Origin of the sequence: Marinomonas posidonica IVIA-Po-181, assembly GCF_000214215.1 — a bacterium.
Classification (GTDB): domain Bacteria; phylum Pseudomonadota; class Gammaproteobacteria; order Pseudomonadales; family Marinomonadaceae; genus Marinomonas; species Marinomonas posidonica.
Genome location: NC_015559.1, coordinates 2,619,622 through 2,636,495, shown reverse-complemented (window position 1 = coordinate 2,636,495; position 16,874 = coordinate 2,619,622). Strand labels below are relative to the sequence as shown.

Annotated in this window: 14 protein-coding genes; 3 read left to right on the top strand and 11 right to left on the bottom strand. The window is 45.2% G+C overall.

Annotated elements, in window-relative coordinates:
- Positions 1–336: 336 nt before the first annotated feature.
- Complete coding sequence (locus MAR181_RS12205; RefSeq protein ID WP_013796904.1) at positions 337–1,284, bottom strand: AraC family transcriptional regulator; 948 nt, start codon at positions 1,282–1,284, stop codon at positions 337–339.
- A gap of 116 nt (positions 1,285–1,400) precedes the next feature.
- On the opposite strand from MAR181_RS12205, the gene MAR181_RS12200 reads away from it, so the two are divergent.
- Together MAR181_RS12200 and MAR181_RS12195 are read left to right on the top strand one after the other, a co-directional pair.
- On the top strand, positions 1,401–2,987 hold the full coding sequence (locus MAR181_RS12200) for a phytoene desaturase family protein (RefSeq protein ID WP_013796903.1): 1,587 nt from the start codon (positions 1,401–1,403) through the stop codon (positions 2,985–2,987).
- Positions 2,984–3,223, top strand: coding sequence for a hypothetical protein (locus MAR181_RS12195; RefSeq protein WP_013661371.1), 240 nt, complete (start codon positions 2,984–2,986; stop codon positions 3,221–3,223). Before MAR181_RS12200 ends, MAR181_RS12195 begins: the two co-directional genes overlap by 4 nt.
- Positions 3,224–3,424: 201 nt before the next feature.
- On the opposite strand, the gene MAR181_RS12190 is transcribed toward MAR181_RS12195, so the two are convergent.
- From MAR181_RS12190 to MAR181_RS12145, 10 genes are all read right to left on the bottom strand, one after another.
- The gene (locus tag MAR181_RS12190; RefSeq protein WP_013796902.1) at positions 3,425–4,009 is read right to left on the bottom strand and encodes a cupin domain-containing protein; all 585 of its coding nucleotides are present in this window, start codon (positions 4,007–4,009) and stop codon (positions 3,425–3,427) included.
- A gap of 45 nt (positions 4,010–4,054) precedes the next feature.
- Entirely contained in the window at positions 4,055–5,185 is a 1,131-nt protein-coding gene (locus tag MAR181_RS12185) for an FAD-dependent oxidoreductase (protein WP_013796901.1), read from the bottom strand.
- Position 5,186: 1 nt separating this feature from the next.
- Complete coding sequence (locus MAR181_RS12180) at positions 5,187–5,552, bottom strand: Rieske (2Fe-2S) protein (protein ID WP_013796900.1); 366 nt, start codon at positions 5,550–5,552, stop codon at positions 5,187–5,189.
- Positions 5,549–8,068, bottom strand: a complete 2,520-nt coding sequence (locus MAR181_RS12175; RefSeq protein WP_013796899.1) for an efflux RND transporter permease subunit — start codon at positions 8,066–8,068, stop codon at positions 5,549–5,551. Before MAR181_RS12175 ends, MAR181_RS12180 begins: the two co-directional genes overlap by 4 nt.
- Entirely contained in the window at positions 8,065–9,126 is a 1,062-nt protein-coding gene (locus MAR181_RS12170; protein ID WP_013796898.1) for a WD40/YVTN/BNR-like repeat-containing protein, read from the bottom strand. Before MAR181_RS12170 ends, MAR181_RS12175 begins: the two co-directional genes overlap by 4 nt.
- Complete coding sequence (locus tag MAR181_RS12165; protein ID WP_013796897.1) at positions 9,123–10,289, bottom strand: MFS transporter; 1,167 nt, start codon at positions 10,287–10,289, stop codon at positions 9,123–9,125. Before MAR181_RS12165 ends, MAR181_RS12170 begins: the two co-directional genes overlap by 4 nt.
- A gap of 242 nt (positions 10,290–10,531) precedes the next feature.
- Positions 10,532–11,485, bottom strand: a complete 954-nt coding sequence (locus tag MAR181_RS12160; RefSeq protein ID WP_013796896.1) for a VOC family protein — start codon at positions 11,483–11,485, stop codon at positions 10,532–10,534.
- A gap of 22 nt (positions 11,486–11,507) precedes the next feature.
- Complete coding sequence (locus MAR181_RS12155) at positions 11,508–12,665, bottom strand: alpha/beta hydrolase family protein (RefSeq protein WP_013796895.1); 1,158 nt, start codon at positions 12,663–12,665, stop codon at positions 11,508–11,510.
- Positions 12,666–12,823: 158 nt separating this feature from the next.
- Positions 12,824–14,185 (bottom strand): DUF1329 domain-containing protein, encoded by a 1,362-nt coding sequence (locus MAR181_RS12150; protein ID WP_013796894.1) that lies wholly within the window; start codon positions 14,183–14,185, stop codon positions 12,824–12,826.
- Positions 14,186–14,200: 15 nt separating this feature from the next.
- The gene (locus tag MAR181_RS12145) at positions 14,201–15,796 is read right to left on the bottom strand and encodes a DUF1302 domain-containing protein (RefSeq protein WP_013796893.1); all 1,596 of its coding nucleotides are present in this window, start codon (positions 15,794–15,796) and stop codon (positions 14,201–14,203) included.
- 147 nt (positions 15,797–15,943) lie between these two features.
- Here MAR181_RS12145 and MAR181_RS12140 point away from each other — a divergent pair, with 147 nt between their 5' ends.
- Positions 15,944–16,855 (top strand): LysR family transcriptional regulator, encoded by a 912-nt coding sequence (locus MAR181_RS12140; RefSeq protein ID WP_013661360.1) that lies wholly within the window; start codon positions 15,944–15,946, stop codon positions 16,853–16,855.
- Positions 16,856–16,874 lie beyond the last annotated feature (19 nt).

Sequence of the window (16,874 nt, the reverse complement as noted above, 5' to 3'; positions counted from 1 at the left end):
GTTCGCACTAGAGTACGTTTGCTTTAAAAAGCTGGAGAGTTGCATTAGATTATTGGTTTAAAAGCATTTTCCATAAAGTATATTTTCATTTATTTACATTAACATGAAGGCATAGAAATGTTTTTTTAGGGAAGGTTCGAGCAAGCTTATTGGTGACAAGAAACAGCCACTGCATTGTCCTAATCCATTATCTCCCTGTAAAGCTTCTTGCCTAGCATGGGGCCTAGCTAACACCCAAAACACTACTTTTAAAAAGAGCAAAGTGTCTTGTAAATACGATGATGTATCTTTATTTCGCCTCGCACAAAAGGGTACTGTAAAAAAGAACGAAGCACCTTAAGACGATGAGTTTCTGTATGCACTTGGTGATTGTTGATAAGTGCGTAAAAAGTGTTTTCTAAAGTGCTGACTATTCGCATACCCCAAATCCTGAGCAATGGTTTCAACATTAGCTTGAGTCTCTTTTAGTTTGGTTGCGGCCAGCTCCATTCGATGTTGATGTAAGTAATTCATCGGCGTGTTATCCAGTATGTTGTTAAATCGTTTGGCGAACGCTGTCCGCGACAATCCGGCTTCTTTGGCCATCAATTCCACACTCCACTTTTTCTGTGGCGTTTTATGTAACGCAATTAATAGCGGTTGCAAATAGGGGTCTTTAATGGCGGCCAGTAACCCCGATGAATAGTGTGTTTGAGCGACATGGGCGCGTAACTGGCTGACTAAAAGCGCTTCACTGATGTGGTTTCTAATCGCATATTCTCCCGGTTGCATATTGGTTTTTTCTTGAGCAATGGCATAGAGGGCAGAACGAATTAAATGAAACTCTTGGCATTCATGTTTACGTAATACTAAAAAATGTGGCAAGGCATTGAATAAACTGCTTCGGCTTTGTTCCTCGATTTCAAACACTAAACTCAGCAAGCGAGTTTTTTCACCACCGCCTCCCCAATGAGTTTCGTAATAGGCACCAGGTGGATGTTGCTCAAACCCAATAAAGCTTTCCTCCTCTGAGTTCCAGACGTCAGCAACAGGATGAATCTCTACTTGGTGATCAGAACTGAGAGACATAGGCCCACCACGGGGAAAGATAAAAGAATCGCCTGAGTGAAGTTCAATTGGCTCTTCTCCCTCTGGTGTTATCCAGCAACTGTTTTCAATCACATTAAAGCTGAAGCCATAGTCAAAACCCTGTGAGCTAAACCCCCAAGGGGCGCTTAAGTGATAGGTTCCGATCAACATATTTTTTATTTTTAGGGAAAGTAACGTTTCGCTTAAGAGATCCATAGCCCTTCCTTATGTACGATTTGATCTAAAAAGAGGTGTATTTCGCACTTATTGGTGTTTTTCAGGAAGGATAGACTATAACCCAATCTATAAAAAAAATAATAGGAGTAAGTGAGATGAGTCATTATGACGTTGTTGTAATGGGCGCCGGCCACAATGGTTTGGTTGCTGCTGCCTACATGGCGAAAGCTGGCAAAAAAGTAATTGTTTTGGAGCGGCAGCCTTTTTACGGTGGTGGTGTCACAACAAGAGAGTTGATGACCCCTGGTTATTTTAATGACGAGCATTCCGCAACGCACGTTATGATTTTAGCGAACCCTTTAATACAAAATGACGAACTGGGTTTGCAGTCTAAGTTTGGTTTGAGTTATGACTACATGGATCGCAGTGTCGTGAGTGTGTGGGATGATGGCACTGTTCTCGTTTCATGGAAAGATCTTGATCGGACCTGTGAAGAGTTTGCGAAAGTTTCTCCTCGTGATGCCGAAGTGTATCGACAGTTTGTTCAAGCGGGGCAGAAAGTTTTGCCCATGATGATGACAGGACTTGCTATTCCGCCAACGCCATTAGGTGCGTTTGTCGCCATGATGGATCAATCCGATCAGGGACGTTTTATGTTTGATATGATGCAGCGTAGCGCTCGCGACATTATCGAAGAAACATTTGAAAATGAACTGGTTAAATTGCATTTGCTTCGTGCCGTCGCTGAAGCCTTGATTAATCCTGACGATTTGGGTACGGGTATTGCGGCTTTCTTGTCTAACGCCATGCTTCATACCTATGGCGGTGGTGTCCCGAAAGGGGGATCTGGCAAACTCTCTGAATCCTTAGTTAAATGTATTGAGCATTATGGTGGGGAAGTGCGATGTGATGCTGAAGTGGCACGCGTCATCGTCTCTTCTGGAAAAGCGACAGGACTTGAACTAACAAACGGCGAAACCTTTATGGCGAAAGATGGTGTGATTGGCGCAATCCATCCGCACGTTTTGGATAAGTTCGTTGAGGGGGTTCCAGAGCCTGTTGTTAAGCGTGCAAAGCGCGTTACGACCACTGAAATATCGGTCAATATGATTCACCTAAATTTGAAAAAGCAAGCGACCCTGAAGGTCGGCAAAGAGTATCACTCACATGCGGTAGAACTGATGGACTTTTATACGGTTCGCGACATGTGCATGGAGTTTGATAAAATTCGACGCGGAGTACCGTCATCTCGTTTGATTGGTGGGTTTGATGTCACTCACACTGATCCATCCAGAGCGCCGGCGGGCAGTGGGGTGTTTTACGGTGTACATCTAGTGCCTGCCAAACTGCATGAAGGCGGATTAGAAGGGTGGGATGAGAGCAAAGAAGCCATTGCTGATGAAGCTTTAGCACAATATCGTAAGTTTTATGACGGCCTTGAGGATGACAATATTATAGCGCGTCATATTGGTTCGCCAATGGACCATCAACGTTATAGCCCGAACAGCTTTCTGAATGGCGATATTCATGGTGCGGCAAATCCCTTTTATCAAAGTATGGGGCATAGACCGACCCCTGACCTTGGCGATTTCCGAGTCCCTGAAGTAGAAAACTTGTATCTAGTGGGCCCCGCTATGCACCCAGGTGGTGGCGTGACAGGCGGAGGCCGTGCAACTGCTATTCAAATGATGGACGACCTTGGTATTGACTACGATAAAGTATTCAATGAGGAAGTGCGATGAGCCGTTCCGACAAGAAAAAACAGATGATGGTATACGATGGTCAAGGTAAGGAGCTGATGACCATCCGAGCGCTGGAGCAAGATGGTGACGATCTGGTCATAACGGGAAAGATATTTGGATCGATGCCAATGAAAGCGCGACTTAAGCCTGAAGAAGCCAGAGCCGCTCTTAAGTTGCTTAATTTCAAAACGATATTATTCGTACTGACCATTTTATTTCGTCGTTCGAAATCGTAACCAATTAAACGTCCTGTATTGAGAGTAACGATGGTTTTATGTTGCTATTCTCAATGCAGGACGTTTCAATTTGGACGCTCGCCATCTATTCTATTTTCCTGAGAATCCGTTATTTTCAGGAATGTCACTGCAAAGACTTATCCTGTTTAATAACAAAAAAAGCCATTCCGCTGGAATGGCTTTTTGAACTTTGATTATTGGCTAATTGTTAGCTGTTAAAGCCTTGTCTAATTCCGCGTCATAACAAGCATCAACCAAGATAAAGACAATTCGGCACATCTTGTTGGATTTATTCGCCCAAGCATGATTTGTCCCTCGTTGTATGACCACACTGCCAGGTTTTAGCTGTGTCTCTCCATCGTCCACAATGAGGGTCAGCTCTCCTTCTATGACGATGCCGTAATCGACGGATTCTGTCCTGTGCATTAGGGGATGAGGTGAATTTTCTTTTACCGTTGAAAACTCACTACTACCAATGCTCGAAAAGACCCCCTCCATTTTGTCTTTACCCTGAGTTAAAAACTCTTCCGTATCTGGCGGGATATCGACAAAACGAATACGTGTCCCATTCTTTGGCGGCGATAAAACAACTGGTCCTAATGTTGGGTCTTGATCATCAAGATTAATGAGACTTGGTGTTTCCGTGGTGTTCCATATCTCATGAAATTTTGTCCCTGGAATGGCGTCGAAATCCATCGTAGTGGGTATTGGGCCATTTTCGACAATAATGGCATTACCCTCTTCATCATGACCCGTTATAACACGATGAGTTGTCGGAAGAGTCATACGGCTTCACTCCTATAGTACAGCAGGTTAAAAAAAGAAGGTTCATTAAATAGGTTGAGACAGAGCGATTAAAGATTCACGCATAATGGCGGAATGTTCTTCTTTGTCACCACCATGAATCTCGATGTCACAGAGGCGAGCCGAGTTTTCAACAACCATTCTGCAGCGTTCCCAACGACGTTCGTGAAATCTTGCAAACGCGCTGTCTAGATCCTCATTTCTGGCTAACTCATCTGCTAAAACGATGGCACTTTCAATGCCAATACCAGCGCCTGAGGCCAGGTGAGGAGTGGTGGCGGCGACGGTATCACCGATTAAAACAAGGCGACCACGGTTCCAAGGCATTTTGACTAAGATGTTCATCAGAGGGCGGTAGTCAATACTGGCTCGTTCATCATAAGCACGAGGAATCAAGGCTTGAACAATGGGATCGGAAAATTCCGACATTAACTCGGCAAACAGGGTTGGCCAGGTAGATTTATCAATGTGCTCTTTGTTTGGACGATCTTCGGTGATGAACATATACATGAGCGAATCAGAAACAGGATTAACACCCAGTTTTAGGTGTTGACCCAACCACATATGAACACGGTCAATTTCTTCTGGGCGAGGCATAATGGCACGCCATACACCTTGACCGACATATTCAGGATCTGGCACCTCTGGGAAAAATTCTTGGCGTAATTTTGAGTGGATACCGTCCGCACCGATGACGAGATCATATTGGCCTGTCGTACCATCAGTGAATGTCACTTCCGCCCCATTTTCTGCCTGAGTAATGCTGTTATAAGTACAACCCAAACGCACGTTAACGCCTGCTTCAAGTGTTGCATTGGACATAATGCGTGCCAAGGTCGGTCTAAAAATACCGCCACAACCCCCTACGCTCGAACCGACCGGGCTTGGCGTCGGTAGATTGGTTAGCAGCTGACCATTACTTAAATACATGCCGATGGTATCGGTTACACACCCTTGCTTAACGACGTCATCATAAAGACCGAGGATCTCTAAAGCTCGCATGGAGACACCATTAATAGTAATACCAGCACCCAGTTCACACCAATCTGGGTCAATCTCGACCAAGTCGACATCGATTCCGTTGCGAGATAGCCTGATTGCCGCGGCCATTCCCGAGAAACCACCACCGATCACCAAAACTTTATTTACAGCTGACATATCATGACTCCTTATTTTTATTGTTTAGGTCTAAAAATGAAACAATGCCTTCAGAACTGACGAAGAGTTCAACTTTTTCTAATGTCTTACCAAGACAGGGACCTTGAATACAAAGCCCTGTGGTAGGGTCAAACAATGCACCGTGAGCAAAGCAGGTAAGGTGCGTTTTCTGAGTATTCAGATACTGATCCTTACGCCATGCCATCGGCGCTCCCTGCACATGCGGACACGCATTTTTCCAACCGTAAAGCTCACCGTTTTTCTTCACGATAAAAATGGCATCCTGCCCATTTTCGTTTTCTAGAAAACCTTTTGTGCTGTCATTCTCTAGGTCATCAACATGACATAGAGGAGAGAACTTACTCATAATGATGTTGATAGGGGCCGGTTGCTTGTATCAGACAGCGTCTTTTCTGATGACGCGTCTGCTATCGACTCGGCTTTCTCAGCTTTCATTGTTTGAGGTGGCGTGACATCTTGATCACGAGCCTCACTTACCTCCTGCTGGTTTGCATTGGCATAACTGGGCTTTAATAAAAAGTGTGCTAACGCAGGCAGCAAAATAAGCGCTCCTAACATGTTCCATAAGAACATGAAGGCCAGCAATAGTCCCATATCGGCTTGGAATTTAATGGGACTAAGTACCCAAGTAATAACACCAATCGATAAGGTTATGCCTGTGAGCATGACCACTTTTCCAGTGAAATTAAGTGCTCTTAAGTAAGCCTTTGATAGGCTTGAACCTCGACGTAACTCCATCAGAGTAATGGATAAAATATACAAGGCGTAATCGATGCCAATACCTACTCCAAGGGCGATAACTGGCAAGGTAGCGACTTTTACGCCCATCTCAAGTTGCACCATTAGCGCTTCAGCTAACACGGAGGTCAGCATTAACGGAAGCACCGCCACCACGACGGCGCGCCATGAGCGAAAGGTAATAAAGGAGAGAATGATGACCGCCCCGTAAACAAGAAAGAGCATGTTATACCAAGCTTCTTTAACCGTTATGTTGGTTGCTGCCTGAATACCAGCACTGCCTGCCGCTAGCAGAAATTGGACATCATCAGTATTATTTTGTGCAGCGAATTGTTCGACGTGGGACACAATCCGGCTTAAGGTGTCGGCCTTGTGATCTTCAAGATAGGTATAAATAGTCAGTAAATTACAACTGTTGTTGTACAGCCCACGGGGCGCACCAGCAGTGATGTAATTTAACATTCTTTGGTTTTCTAAAAATTCATACCATTTTGGGTTGCCTTCGTTTAATCCAGCTAACACTCTGCGGGACAATAAAGGGAGTGAATTGGTGGATTCTACGCCCGGTAATTGGCGTAACTGCCATTCTAGCGCATCAATTTTATTCAGTGTTTGATATTGAGAACATTGACCATCCGGGGTTTTGATCATAATGGCTAATACATCACTGGAAGCGCCATAATGCTTATTCATAAAGGCAACGTCTTGATTGTATCGACTGTCTTTACGTAACTCTGGTGCGCCTTGATCCAAATCCCCAATCTTTAGATAAGTACTTTGATAATAGCCGCCTGCCGCTAATATAAACCCACAGATTAAGGCCGCGGTTGCCCATTTTCGTTGAGTAAATTTATCCAAAAGACGCCATAAAATGGGCGCTTTTTTGCTTTCATCGGACGTTATATCGTTAACGACACTGCGTTGTGCCGCCGAAGTGCTGACACCCACATAGGAAAGCAGGATAGGAAGTAGAATTAAATTGGTGAAGATCAGTACCGCCACACCTATGGAAGCGGCGATGGCCAATTCTTGGATGACTTTGATATCAATCACTAATAGCACGGCAAAACCTACCGCATCAGCAAGTAAGGCGGTAAGACCCGCTAGAAACAGCCGTCTAAAGGTAAATCGAGCCGCGACAAGTTTGTCAAAACCTCGGCCTACATCCTGCATTATGCCATTCATTTTCTGCGCCCCGTGGCTCATACCGATCGCAAAGACTAAAAAGGGCACTAGGATGGAATAGGGATCAAGGTCATAACCTAGCGTTGGCAATATGCCCAACTGCCATACCACAGCCAATAAAGAAGCAAACACCACTAAGCCAGTGGAGCGAACGCAGCGGGTGTACCAAAAGACCATTAACGTGGCGATGACCACAGCAACAACGAAAAACCAAATAACGGTTTGCACTCCCGCAATGAGGTCCCCCATCACTTTTGTGAAGCCCGTTATGTGAATGTCTAATCCTTTTTCTTGATACTTAGCACGTAGCTTCTCTAATTTTTCAGAGTAGCTTGCATAATCAAGAGGCTTGCCTGTTGCGTCTTGATTTAACAGCGGCATATAAATCACAGTCGATTCTTCGTCTGCGGCGATGAGTTGGCCTATTTGCCCAGAGCGAGCAACATTCGCTTTAAGCTGTTGTAGGCTTTCAGGAGAACCGTCGTATCCTTCTGGAATAACTGGGCCGCCTTCTAAGCCTTCTTCGGTGATACCGATCCAGCGAGTAGAAGGTGTCCAAAGGGATTTCATTTGGACACGATCCACGCCTGGCATAAGGAAGACTTCATCGCTTAGTTGACGCAAGAGTTCAAGATAGTGGGCATCATAAATACTGCCGCCAGGGTTGGCGACGGCAATTCTAAGCGCGTTGCCTAGCCCGGTCAGTTCTGTCTCGTAATTAAGGTAATTTTTGATATAGCTTTGTTCTGTCGGAAGAGTCTTTTCAAAGCTTGCATTAATGGTCAGTTTACTGGATTGCCATGCAAGAATGACCGACAAAACGGTAAAAATCATCAACACAATCAATCTATGATTAAACAGTATTCTCTCAATCAGCTGCCCAGAGTTTGGGTCGAAAGGCGCTTTTTTAGTGTCGGAAACAGGGACTTCATACTTCATTTTGAGTTTCCTATGTGTACTGGAATGGAACCACTGATACTAAGAGCAAGCAGATTACCTTTAGAGGTTTCTATTAGATGAGTTAGTGGCGGAAGTGGTTTGTGATTAATAGGAAGCAACTGGTCGTTTGCTAATGACAGTATCATGCCGGCTTGATTTGACATAAACAGCTGTCCATTTTTGCTGATCAGCGAGGCGGTAATAGACGCAGGTAGCGGATCAATGATTTTTTCCCAAGAAGAACCCTTGTCATGAGAAACAAAAGCATTGCCTCGAAGGCCTGCAACAATCAGATCGTTATTTGGGAGTAACTCAGCAGTGAAAAAACTGCCTTCATATGGCGACTCTAGTGTCTTAAAGGTCTGTCCATTGTCCACGGATAATGCAATGAAGCCTTGTTCCCCCGCGATTAATACTCGATCGCCTTGTTTTCTGACGGCATAAAGGTGGTAACCGAAAAAGTTTTCGATGCGCCCCATCCAAGATTGCCACGTTTTTCCTGCGTCTTTTGTTTCAACGGCAAGGCCATAGGCACCGACGACCACCAAATGTTTTGGACCCAGTTGTAAAAGATCCAAAAAAGGTTTGTCTGGGCCATCTGTCACGAGACGCTGCATCTCTTGAATCGTTTGGTCATCGCCGTCATCGATGGCTTCCGTGAGTAACTGCTTTGCTAAGGCTTGGCCATTTAACTTAACTTGCCAACTGTCACCACCATTGCTTGTTCCTAAGACAATGCCGCTGTGCCCAATCGCGTAACCGTTATTCTTATCGCTGAAGGCTATGCCAGTTAAGGTCACGCTCACTGGAGAGGGGACCTGTTGCCAGCTTTCACCATTATCGTTAGAGCGGAGAATTAAGCCTCTTTCACCCACGGTAAAAAGAGAAGCGCCCGCGTAGGCGGCACCTAATAGAACAGAATGATCACCTAAATCGGATTGGGTCGCAGCGCGCTCCATTGCATCCTTGGTTGCCGCTTGGCTTTTGCTGATAGAGAAAATAAGCAAAAGCAGTAGTGCGATAGGATAGAAGCCTAATTTTCCACCTTGTCCCTTCATACTGTAGGCTCCGATTTAACCATTAGAGGAGCTTGGTGAAAAACCCGCATAAAACAAAACACAGAGAGACTGCCAAAACACAGTGCCGCAATACCGATACCATGATAGCCGGCTAGCTTGACAATGGTGCCGCCGAGAACCGGGCCGATGGCGGCGCCTATCATTAGTACTGCAGGTGTGGCGGCTAAAGCACGTCCAGAAGTATCCAATTTGGCTAACAAGCCAAATACAAAGGTATGGGTGAACATGATGAGTGAGACAAAGACGATAGACGCGGCACCGAATAACATTAATGACGACGAATTCATAATAATATTGGCTAAGATCACCTGTATGACAGGGCCAAGGAAAAGAACTAAACGAGTCGAGATACGTTTTTCTGAGATACCAGCCATGACAGTAGCAAAAAGGTTAAATAGGGAAAGCGCCACTAGAATGAAGGTGATTTCCTTTGCGCTAAAGCCTCTCTCATTGGCAACACGTTCCATAAAGCTAAAGGTCATGGCCTGTGTCACTACCATTAAGCTAATGCCTATCATGCCGTACCAAACATTAGTGGGGATTTTTTTATGAGTTAGGGTTTCGCTTTTCTCTAACTCTGGCTTGTCAAAATTGACTCTAGGGAAGGCTAGGGCACAGATTAAAGCGGCTAAGACCATTACTCCCGCAAAGATAATAAACAAGGAATGGCCACCTTTTAGCTGGATGATGTTTGGCGTAACGGCCATAAATGCCAAGCCTAACAAGCCGGATGCGAACCCAGTCATAGCGTATAATCTATGAGGGTTTTCAGCCCGTGCAACGGTGCCATGGGTCATGCTAAGCGCTGAACTTGCACAAGCACCAGCAATCAAGTGCAGTATGGCTAAATGCAAAAAGCTGGAAGTCTGTGAGGCAATAAAAAAACACCCCCCCGCGGCCAGATAACCAACCGTAGTCACCAGTTTGTGATTCATTTTTTTGAAACGCGGTGCAATTGATAGGCTTGCGCAAACAGCACCGATGAGAAAGAGAGTGACTAACGCGCCAGCTTGCTGAGCGTCATAATGATAAGCCGCTACTAACACGCCTATCCAGAGGGGTAACGCAACCAAATCAAGCATGCCTGCGCAGTTCGACGCCATGATAGCGACATTACCTTTTAAACCAAATCGCTGACTCATAACACTTCTCCTAATTGGAAAATAATAGGTCGGCAAATTCTGGCTTTTGCTTTGCCAAAGCGTATCTGGTTTGTGATTCTTAGTATCAACATATTTTATCACCCACGTTATTTATTTTTATTCTGTGGTCGCGAAGTCTAAAGGCCGTTGTTATAGGCCGACCCCCTTGTTATTAAACAAGGGGGAATGGTGCTTCGTACCACGCTTTGTTAGGGAAGAACGACCCTTTTTCTCTCGATCCTTTATTCATAATCACCGTTGTGAGGGGTGTCTGCCCCAGGCGCCCATTTCTCTCGATTTCGCATCAAAAAAGCCTGTGAAGCATCTGCTCCCATTGGTGAAACACGAGGCGTCCAATTTTTGTCGTGAAGATCCATGTCGGCGTCCATTTCAATATGGCAAGCAAACGGGCTGTTGAAATACCAGAACCAGTTTGAACCTAAAATATGACGACCTGGTCCCCAAAAGGCTTGATAACCTTTTTTGATAAAACGCTCGCCATTTTGCATCAACTCAGTCGGGCCACTAAAATGGAAGGTAAAATGCTCAACACCTTGCATGAACGGCGGTGCACCAATTAAAAAATGAGTATGATGTTCTAAACTGCCGCTCGGTTGTAAAAACGGCCCAATGTCTTCAAAACGATCGGTACAGCGAAAGCCCAGTCGTTCAACATAGAAGGCTTCTGCTTTTTTAACATCTGGCACAAAATACACAATGTGAGACAGGCTTATCGGACGAATTTGTTCTGCATCGACGTCGACGCCCAGTTGGTTAACCGGTCTTTGAAATGGCGAGCCTGGAAGGTTTGAAATTTCGCCCACTAGGTTAATCTGCTTTTTCTTAGAGATTTGAAAGCCGATGGCGAAACCTGAGTCATCATGAGATTCGATAGACCCATCTGCTAATGTTTCGACTGCACGGTCTTTACTGAGCTCAGCATACAGGTCGTCAAGACTTTGTTGGTCAGCGACGCCCATGATTGTTTTTCGCATCATACAGCCATTGCCAACACTGGCTGGCAGACTCGGATCCTCTGTTTTAGCCAGAACAACGCCTGTGCCATCCAGCGCCTCAAAGCGCCCACCCTCATCAGTAACATCGACTGGAATGAGACCATAATCGGTTAAAAAGGTGGCGCAAGAAGGGATATCGTCTACCCCAAAAATAATGGTTTCTAAACCTACAACTTTCATATCTCTTTCCTCTAGTAAGTGGTTAGGCTGTATGACCACCGAGCGTTTCTGCCACCCAGTCGACTAAGTAGGCACCTGCATTGGCGGAGTTATCAAAGCTAGAGTGCTGTACACCACCTTCTCGATCAGTGAAAATTTTAAGTTCTCGTTTAGGGCTATTGACGAGTTGCTCATAGGTTCGGTACGCCCATTTAAGAGGGATCTGAGAATCTTTTTCACCATGGGTGACGAGGAATGGCACCTTGATTTGATCGAGTACACCATCAAGGTGGACGTTTTCAGCGATTTGCATAAATTCGTCCATGTCTTTTGCGCCCCACACCCAACGTACATGATCCCAATAGTGCGGAACGGGAAAGTCACCTTCTTTTTCTAAGCGACGTTTTTGTACATCACGCCAATCATGGTTAGCACCCCATACAAGGCCACAGGCAAATCTAGGTTCAAAAGCAACGGCTCTTGGGCAGTAATAACCGCCGAGGGAAACCCCTTGTAAGCCAATTCTTTTGGCATCAATTTCGTCACGTGTTTCTAACCAATCGACAATTCGACTGGCCCAATGTTCACTGTCATAGCGGGCAGTAAACCCTTGTAGGCGTATGGCTTCGCCTGTACCTGGTTGGTCAACAATGAGAGAGGAAATGCCACGTTTTGCTAATAATTGAGGCACGCCTACGCGATAGATCATCTCTTTAATAGAATCTAGGCCATTGACTTGAACGAGAATGGGCGCTTTGCCTTCGACGCCTTCGGCGCGAACAAATAAGGCGGATATGTGTTTACCCTCGTAAGGAATCTCAACGCGTTCACAGTTTTCTTTCGCTAAGGTCGTTCCTTTAGCGAAGACTTTTAAAAAGTGTTTGTATAGGGTTAGTCGACTTTCGCTTCCAAGGCCTTGCAAGCGTTCAGCTGTGCCATAATAGGTTGCTGCTCGAGCATATTTGTCACCAGCCGATAACAATCGACCCTTGTCTTCGTCTTCTTGTGCCAAATCACACAGCTTATCCGCCATGCGTTCCCAGCTTTCTCTAAAGGCTATTGAACCTGCTTCGTCTTTAGCTTTAGCCGCTTCTTTTAGCGGTGCGCACATCTCTTCAATTTCCCCTATACGAGCCCCCATTTCTAGTGCCAGATTGATCGAAAGGTCCCATGGATAATTGCTCGGAAAATAACGAAACATAAGTTCTCCAATTGTTTTATTTCAGCTTAATAGTCGGTTTAAATTGTTTAATAACTTGATAGATAAAAAGCAGTTTGCCCCAAGGCAATGAGGTAACCTAAAGGGGAGTAAGGCTACTCACTCCTCAAGGCAAACCGTTCAACTCAATTTATTTCTAGTTACCTCATACCTTGTCGCGCGATACCTTGACCGGTAAAGGTACTGGTAGGAAAACGCTTTCTTGGACGATAATGAAATGCTTTATCGTTCATCACGTTAGCCGCGTAACCTTCCCCTGACAGTAGGTTATAAAAGCCGAATGTCTGAGGGATGGTGCCTGGGAATTCCGGCATGATGTAATTGAAACCCCAAAGTGTTTTCCATAATTGTCCTTTTGAATCCCAGCGATCGCCCAACATGGCTTGCCAAGTATCTTCATCAAGATAATATCGGCTACGTGCGGCTTGATGACGTTTGCCTTTCGCCACAGTTGCTTCAACCACCCAGACTCGGTGTAGCTCCCAGCGAACCGCATCTGGATTTAAGTGATTTCCAGTAATGATGTCTTTGTCTGGGTATTGCAAAAAATGATTCTGGTTATAAGGCAGGAAAATTTCTTTTTTACCTAATAACTTCCAATCAAAGGTTTCGGTACGTCCAGAAAACACACTTATTTCATCAAAGGACATCAAGCCAGCGGTAGCAGGCGTTGGTGTATCACAGCAAGGATTGGCGAGTTTTCTTACTCGGCGTTGGCCAGCTAAGTAAACGTACGACTTGGTTTTCGAGGAATTGAGATTGGTTTGTCCACCAATCAGTGCTCCAGCTCGAATTGGCGGACCATAATTCTCCAGCAGAATCTGCTCAAAGTAGCCATTGAAGTCTTCACTTGAGCCATCTTCAAAATAATAGGGAACTTGACGTTTTATAAAGCCATCGGTAGTCAGTACCACCTTGCCACTTGACGTAATTTGATATTGGTTGAATGCGGCTTCCCAGCTTACGCCACGCCAAGATAATCTGTGATTATTAATGGCTTCTAGACCATTTTTAGCGATAGGGAATGGGGTGCCACCATAAGCGTCAATCAGTTTATGCCCCTCTAACTTTGCTTTGAGTGCATTTTGCATCGTAAAGTCATAGACCCACTGTGGTGCTGTCGCCGTTCTGTGCGTAGGATAGACATCTAAACGATAGGTATCCGGGTACTTAGTAAGCATCGCCTTGACGCCATCTGTTAGATGTTCACTGTATTGCGCCATATTTTGTGCGGTGACGGAATACAGCGGCTTTTCATCTTTAAATGGATCTAAGCGCTTTCCTCCTAGAATCTCCCCAGGGATAGGTTTGTTAAATCCTCCTGTCCAAGCGGGAATCGTGCCTGCGCTATTGCCTGCTTTTTCACCGCCGAGAGGGGTTAAATCCTGACCTAAACGAGCCGCTTCTTCTGGGCTGACCGCGGCTAAGCTTAGTGAAGCAAATCCGCTCAACAGTACTGAGGTGAAAAGAACGTTCAAACGGTGTTTTTTGTTTTTATACATTTCGTTCTCCAAAACTTAAAAGGTGGTGTTAATAGAAGCTGCAAGGAAGTCTCGATCTTTCAACGTTTGCTTATATTGCGCATAATTGTTGTCATCGAGGAAGTTGCCTTCTTCACCTAAGAATTTGGTGTAGCTTAAGGACATATTCCACCGATCTAGATAGACAGCTTTAATGCCGACATTGACATCACCGCCCCCATCAACCCCAAAGGCGCCTACTGCAGACGATTTCCCCCAAGTGTGGCCAAAGCCAACGGATGGAGACAGATCAAGGCCATCAAAAGCTTGACGGTAAGTTGGGCTATACACCATTCTCAAACCGACCGCAGAGCGGTCAGCATTGGGGTTTAGCATACTTTCGTTTTCGGTGGTTTTGACTCGAGTATTCCAAGCAATTTCGCCCATAAAACTGGCTTCTTTAGAGATAAAACTTGGTCCTAGACTTGCCATCCAAGAGAACTGAGCATGGGCTGTTTCACCGACCGCATAACCTGGATTATCATTGTTGTCGTATTGCACGCCCGTTGCTGTGATTGTTTGGCCCTTACTTTGTAGAGGGGCATTACGGCGATAAGATACTTCCATTGCCAGACCCCAAACGCCAACACTTTTCGCCATACTGGCACCGTAAGCTTCGATGCCTTCGGCGTAGGCAAATTTGAATTGCTCAGGAAAACCACTAGGTGCAACCATATACTGGTTACTGGCGCTATAAGCATTGTAGCGAATGGCATACAAACCAAAATCTGCATCCAGATCATTATCAGTCCAACGCAATTGCAGACCATATTGCCCGGAGTCACTGGCTTCTTCATCATCGGTTTTTTCAATGGTGCTTGTACCAGCCAATAAGACATCTGAGCCAATGGCGTCGCCACTGGACAAGTAGGAACCGACAGGTGGAATCCGTGACGCTTCCCATTCATAGCCGATATAGGCGCCAATGGTTGCTTCATCACTGATTGGTATGTCGACCGACAGTTTACCCGTTGGTCGAACGGTTTCTTTGAATGTGGAGTTGGGAACAGATAGCAGTTTCACCACGTCATTAGGCGCTTGTCCGCCTGCGATACCATTAGATCCGAAGAATAAACTCTCACCCCATAAGAGTGAGTGACGACCTAAACGAACGGTTCCTTCCATCCCATTCATAACGGGAAAATAACCATAGACAAAGGCATCCAGTATTTCAGCATCATCACCCATGATTTTTTTGGTGTTATCAGAAAATTCGCTGGCAGGTGTGTTATTAGCGGTACTGCTGGTGTTGTCGGTAGAACCGTTATAGACGTCGTCGTACCAAGCGGCACCACTCACTCGAAAGCCCATGTTTTTATAGGAACCATCCAGTTCACTGAACAAATCAAGCCGGTTGGAAACCAGACCCTTATCAAAGTTATTGTTACCGTCGTTTTGGTTGGCGCTGTTTGTCAGGCCAGGAGATGCGTCTTCTAAGCGAAGCGCCGTACTGTATTTAACCGTATTGTCTAGGCTGAGCCTAAAATCAGAGCTGCCGGTATCGATATTGAAGCCATAGGCGGTTGACGTACTGGAAATAATGGCGACAGCCACAGACGTAAGCCGAAATGACGCGGAGTTAAATCTACTCATTTGTTCTTCCTCTCGTTGAAGGTTTTATTTTTATCGTTAAGAACAAGTCCACTATAAGTCAGCTTTATCATTCACAAGAGCCCTTTAAATTGAATCGATGATTCGATACTATCGAATGATTAAAATAATAAAGAAGGGTAGATTCCCATGCGTTTTAAAAAGCTTGATTTGAATTTGCTGGTGGCATTAGACACCTTGCTGACGGAGCAAAGCATTACCAAAGGGGCAGAGAAACTGAATATGAGTCCCTCGGCACTGAGCAATTCTTTATCTAGGTTGAGAGAGTATTTTAATGATGACTTGCTGGCACAAGTGGGTCGAAAAATGCTGATTACACCGTTTGGTGAGAACTTAAAAGTGCATGTACGCAATGCCTTGAATAACATAGAAAGCACGATTCTTATTCAGCCTACGTTTGAGCCACAGAACACAGATAGAATTTTTAGCATCTTTTGTTCCGACTATACGCAAACTGTTTTTATTCCCTACTTACTTGAGGTGGTTGGGCAGCACAAATGCACAGCACGTTTTGAGTTTTTAGCGCAAATCGATAACCCTCATGAGCAATTAGAGCGCGGTGAAGCAGACTTATTAATCATTCCTTCCGATTTTGTTTCGAAGGAGCATCCCAACGATGTTTTGTATGAAGAAGAGTTTGCCTGTGTAGTATGGCAGCATAGTGAGCTGGCAAAAGGCGAGTTGACTAAGCAAAAATATGCTGAGGCAGGTCATGTGGTGATGCGCCCAGGTGGTATGAAAAAAGGCTTTTTTGAACTGTCTTTTGCGAACCAACACAATATAGAGCGTCGTATTGCGGCGACTACCTTCAGTTTTGCCTCCTTGCCCGCTTTAGTCATTGGCACTGACAATATTGCGACGATTCACGCGAGGTTAGCGCATAAGATGGCCCAAGCATGGCCGCTAAAAATTCACCCTCTGCCATTTGATATTCCAGTCTTAAAACAATGTGCCCAATGGCACCAGTATCGTCACAAAGACGAAGGGCTTATTTGGCTACGAAATGCCTTTCAAGAGGCGGCACAAAACATGGGATCCTAAAGGATCCCATGTCAGCTTT

Bases quoted from the DNA above. Each gene is read 5' to 3' on its own strand.
- MAR181_RS12200 (WP_013796903.1), top strand. From the start codon at position 1,401: ATGAGTCATTATGACGTTGTTGTAATGGGCGCCGGCCACAATGGTTTG.
- MAR181_RS12145 (WP_013796893.1), bottom strand. From the start codon at position 15,796: ATGAGTAGATTTAACTCCGCGTCATTTCGGCTTACGTCTGTGGCTGTC.
- MAR181_RS12160 (WP_013796896.1), bottom strand. From the start codon at position 11,485: ATGAAAGTTGTAGGTTTAGAAACCATTATTTTTGGGGTAGACGATATC.
- MAR181_RS12190 (WP_013796902.1), bottom strand. From the start codon at position 4,009: ATGACTCTTCCGACAACTCATCGTGTTATAACGGGTCATGATGAAGAG.
- MAR181_RS12195 (WP_013661371.1), top strand. From the start codon at position 2,984: ATGAGCCGTTCCGACAAGAAAAAACAGATGATGGTATACGATGGTCAA.
- MAR181_RS12180 (WP_013796900.1), bottom strand. From the start codon at position 5,552: ATGAGTAAGTTCTCTCCTCTATGTCATGTTGATGACCTAGAGAATGAC.
- MAR181_RS12185 (WP_013796901.1), bottom strand. From the start codon at position 5,185: ATGTCAGCTGTAAATAAAGTTTTGGTGATCGGTGGTGGTTTCTCGGGA.
- MAR181_RS12155 (WP_013796895.1), bottom strand. From the start codon at position 12,665: ATGTTTCGTTATTTTCCGAGCAATTATCCATGGGACCTTTCGATCAAT.
- MAR181_RS12150 (WP_013796894.1), bottom strand. From the start codon at position 14,185: ATGTATAAAAACAAAAAACACCGTTTGAACGTTCTTTTCACCTCAGTA.
- MAR181_RS12165 (WP_013796897.1), bottom strand. From the start codon at position 10,289: ATGAGTCAGCGATTTGGTTTAAAAGGTAATGTCGCTATCATGGCGTCG.
- MAR181_RS12175 (WP_013796899.1), bottom strand. From the start codon at position 8,068: ATGAAGTATGAAGTCCCTGTTTCCGACACTAAAAAAGCGCCTTTCGAC.
- MAR181_RS12170 (WP_013796898.1), bottom strand. From the start codon at position 9,126: ATGAAGGGACAAGGTGGAAAATTAGGCTTCTATCCTATCGCACTACTG.
- MAR181_RS12140 (WP_013661360.1), top strand. From the start codon at position 15,944: ATGCGTTTTAAAAAGCTTGATTTGAATTTGCTGGTGGCATTAGACACC.
- MAR181_RS12205 (WP_013796904.1), bottom strand. From the start codon at position 1,284: ATGGATCTCTTAAGCGAAACGTTACTTTCCCTAAAAATAAAAAATATG.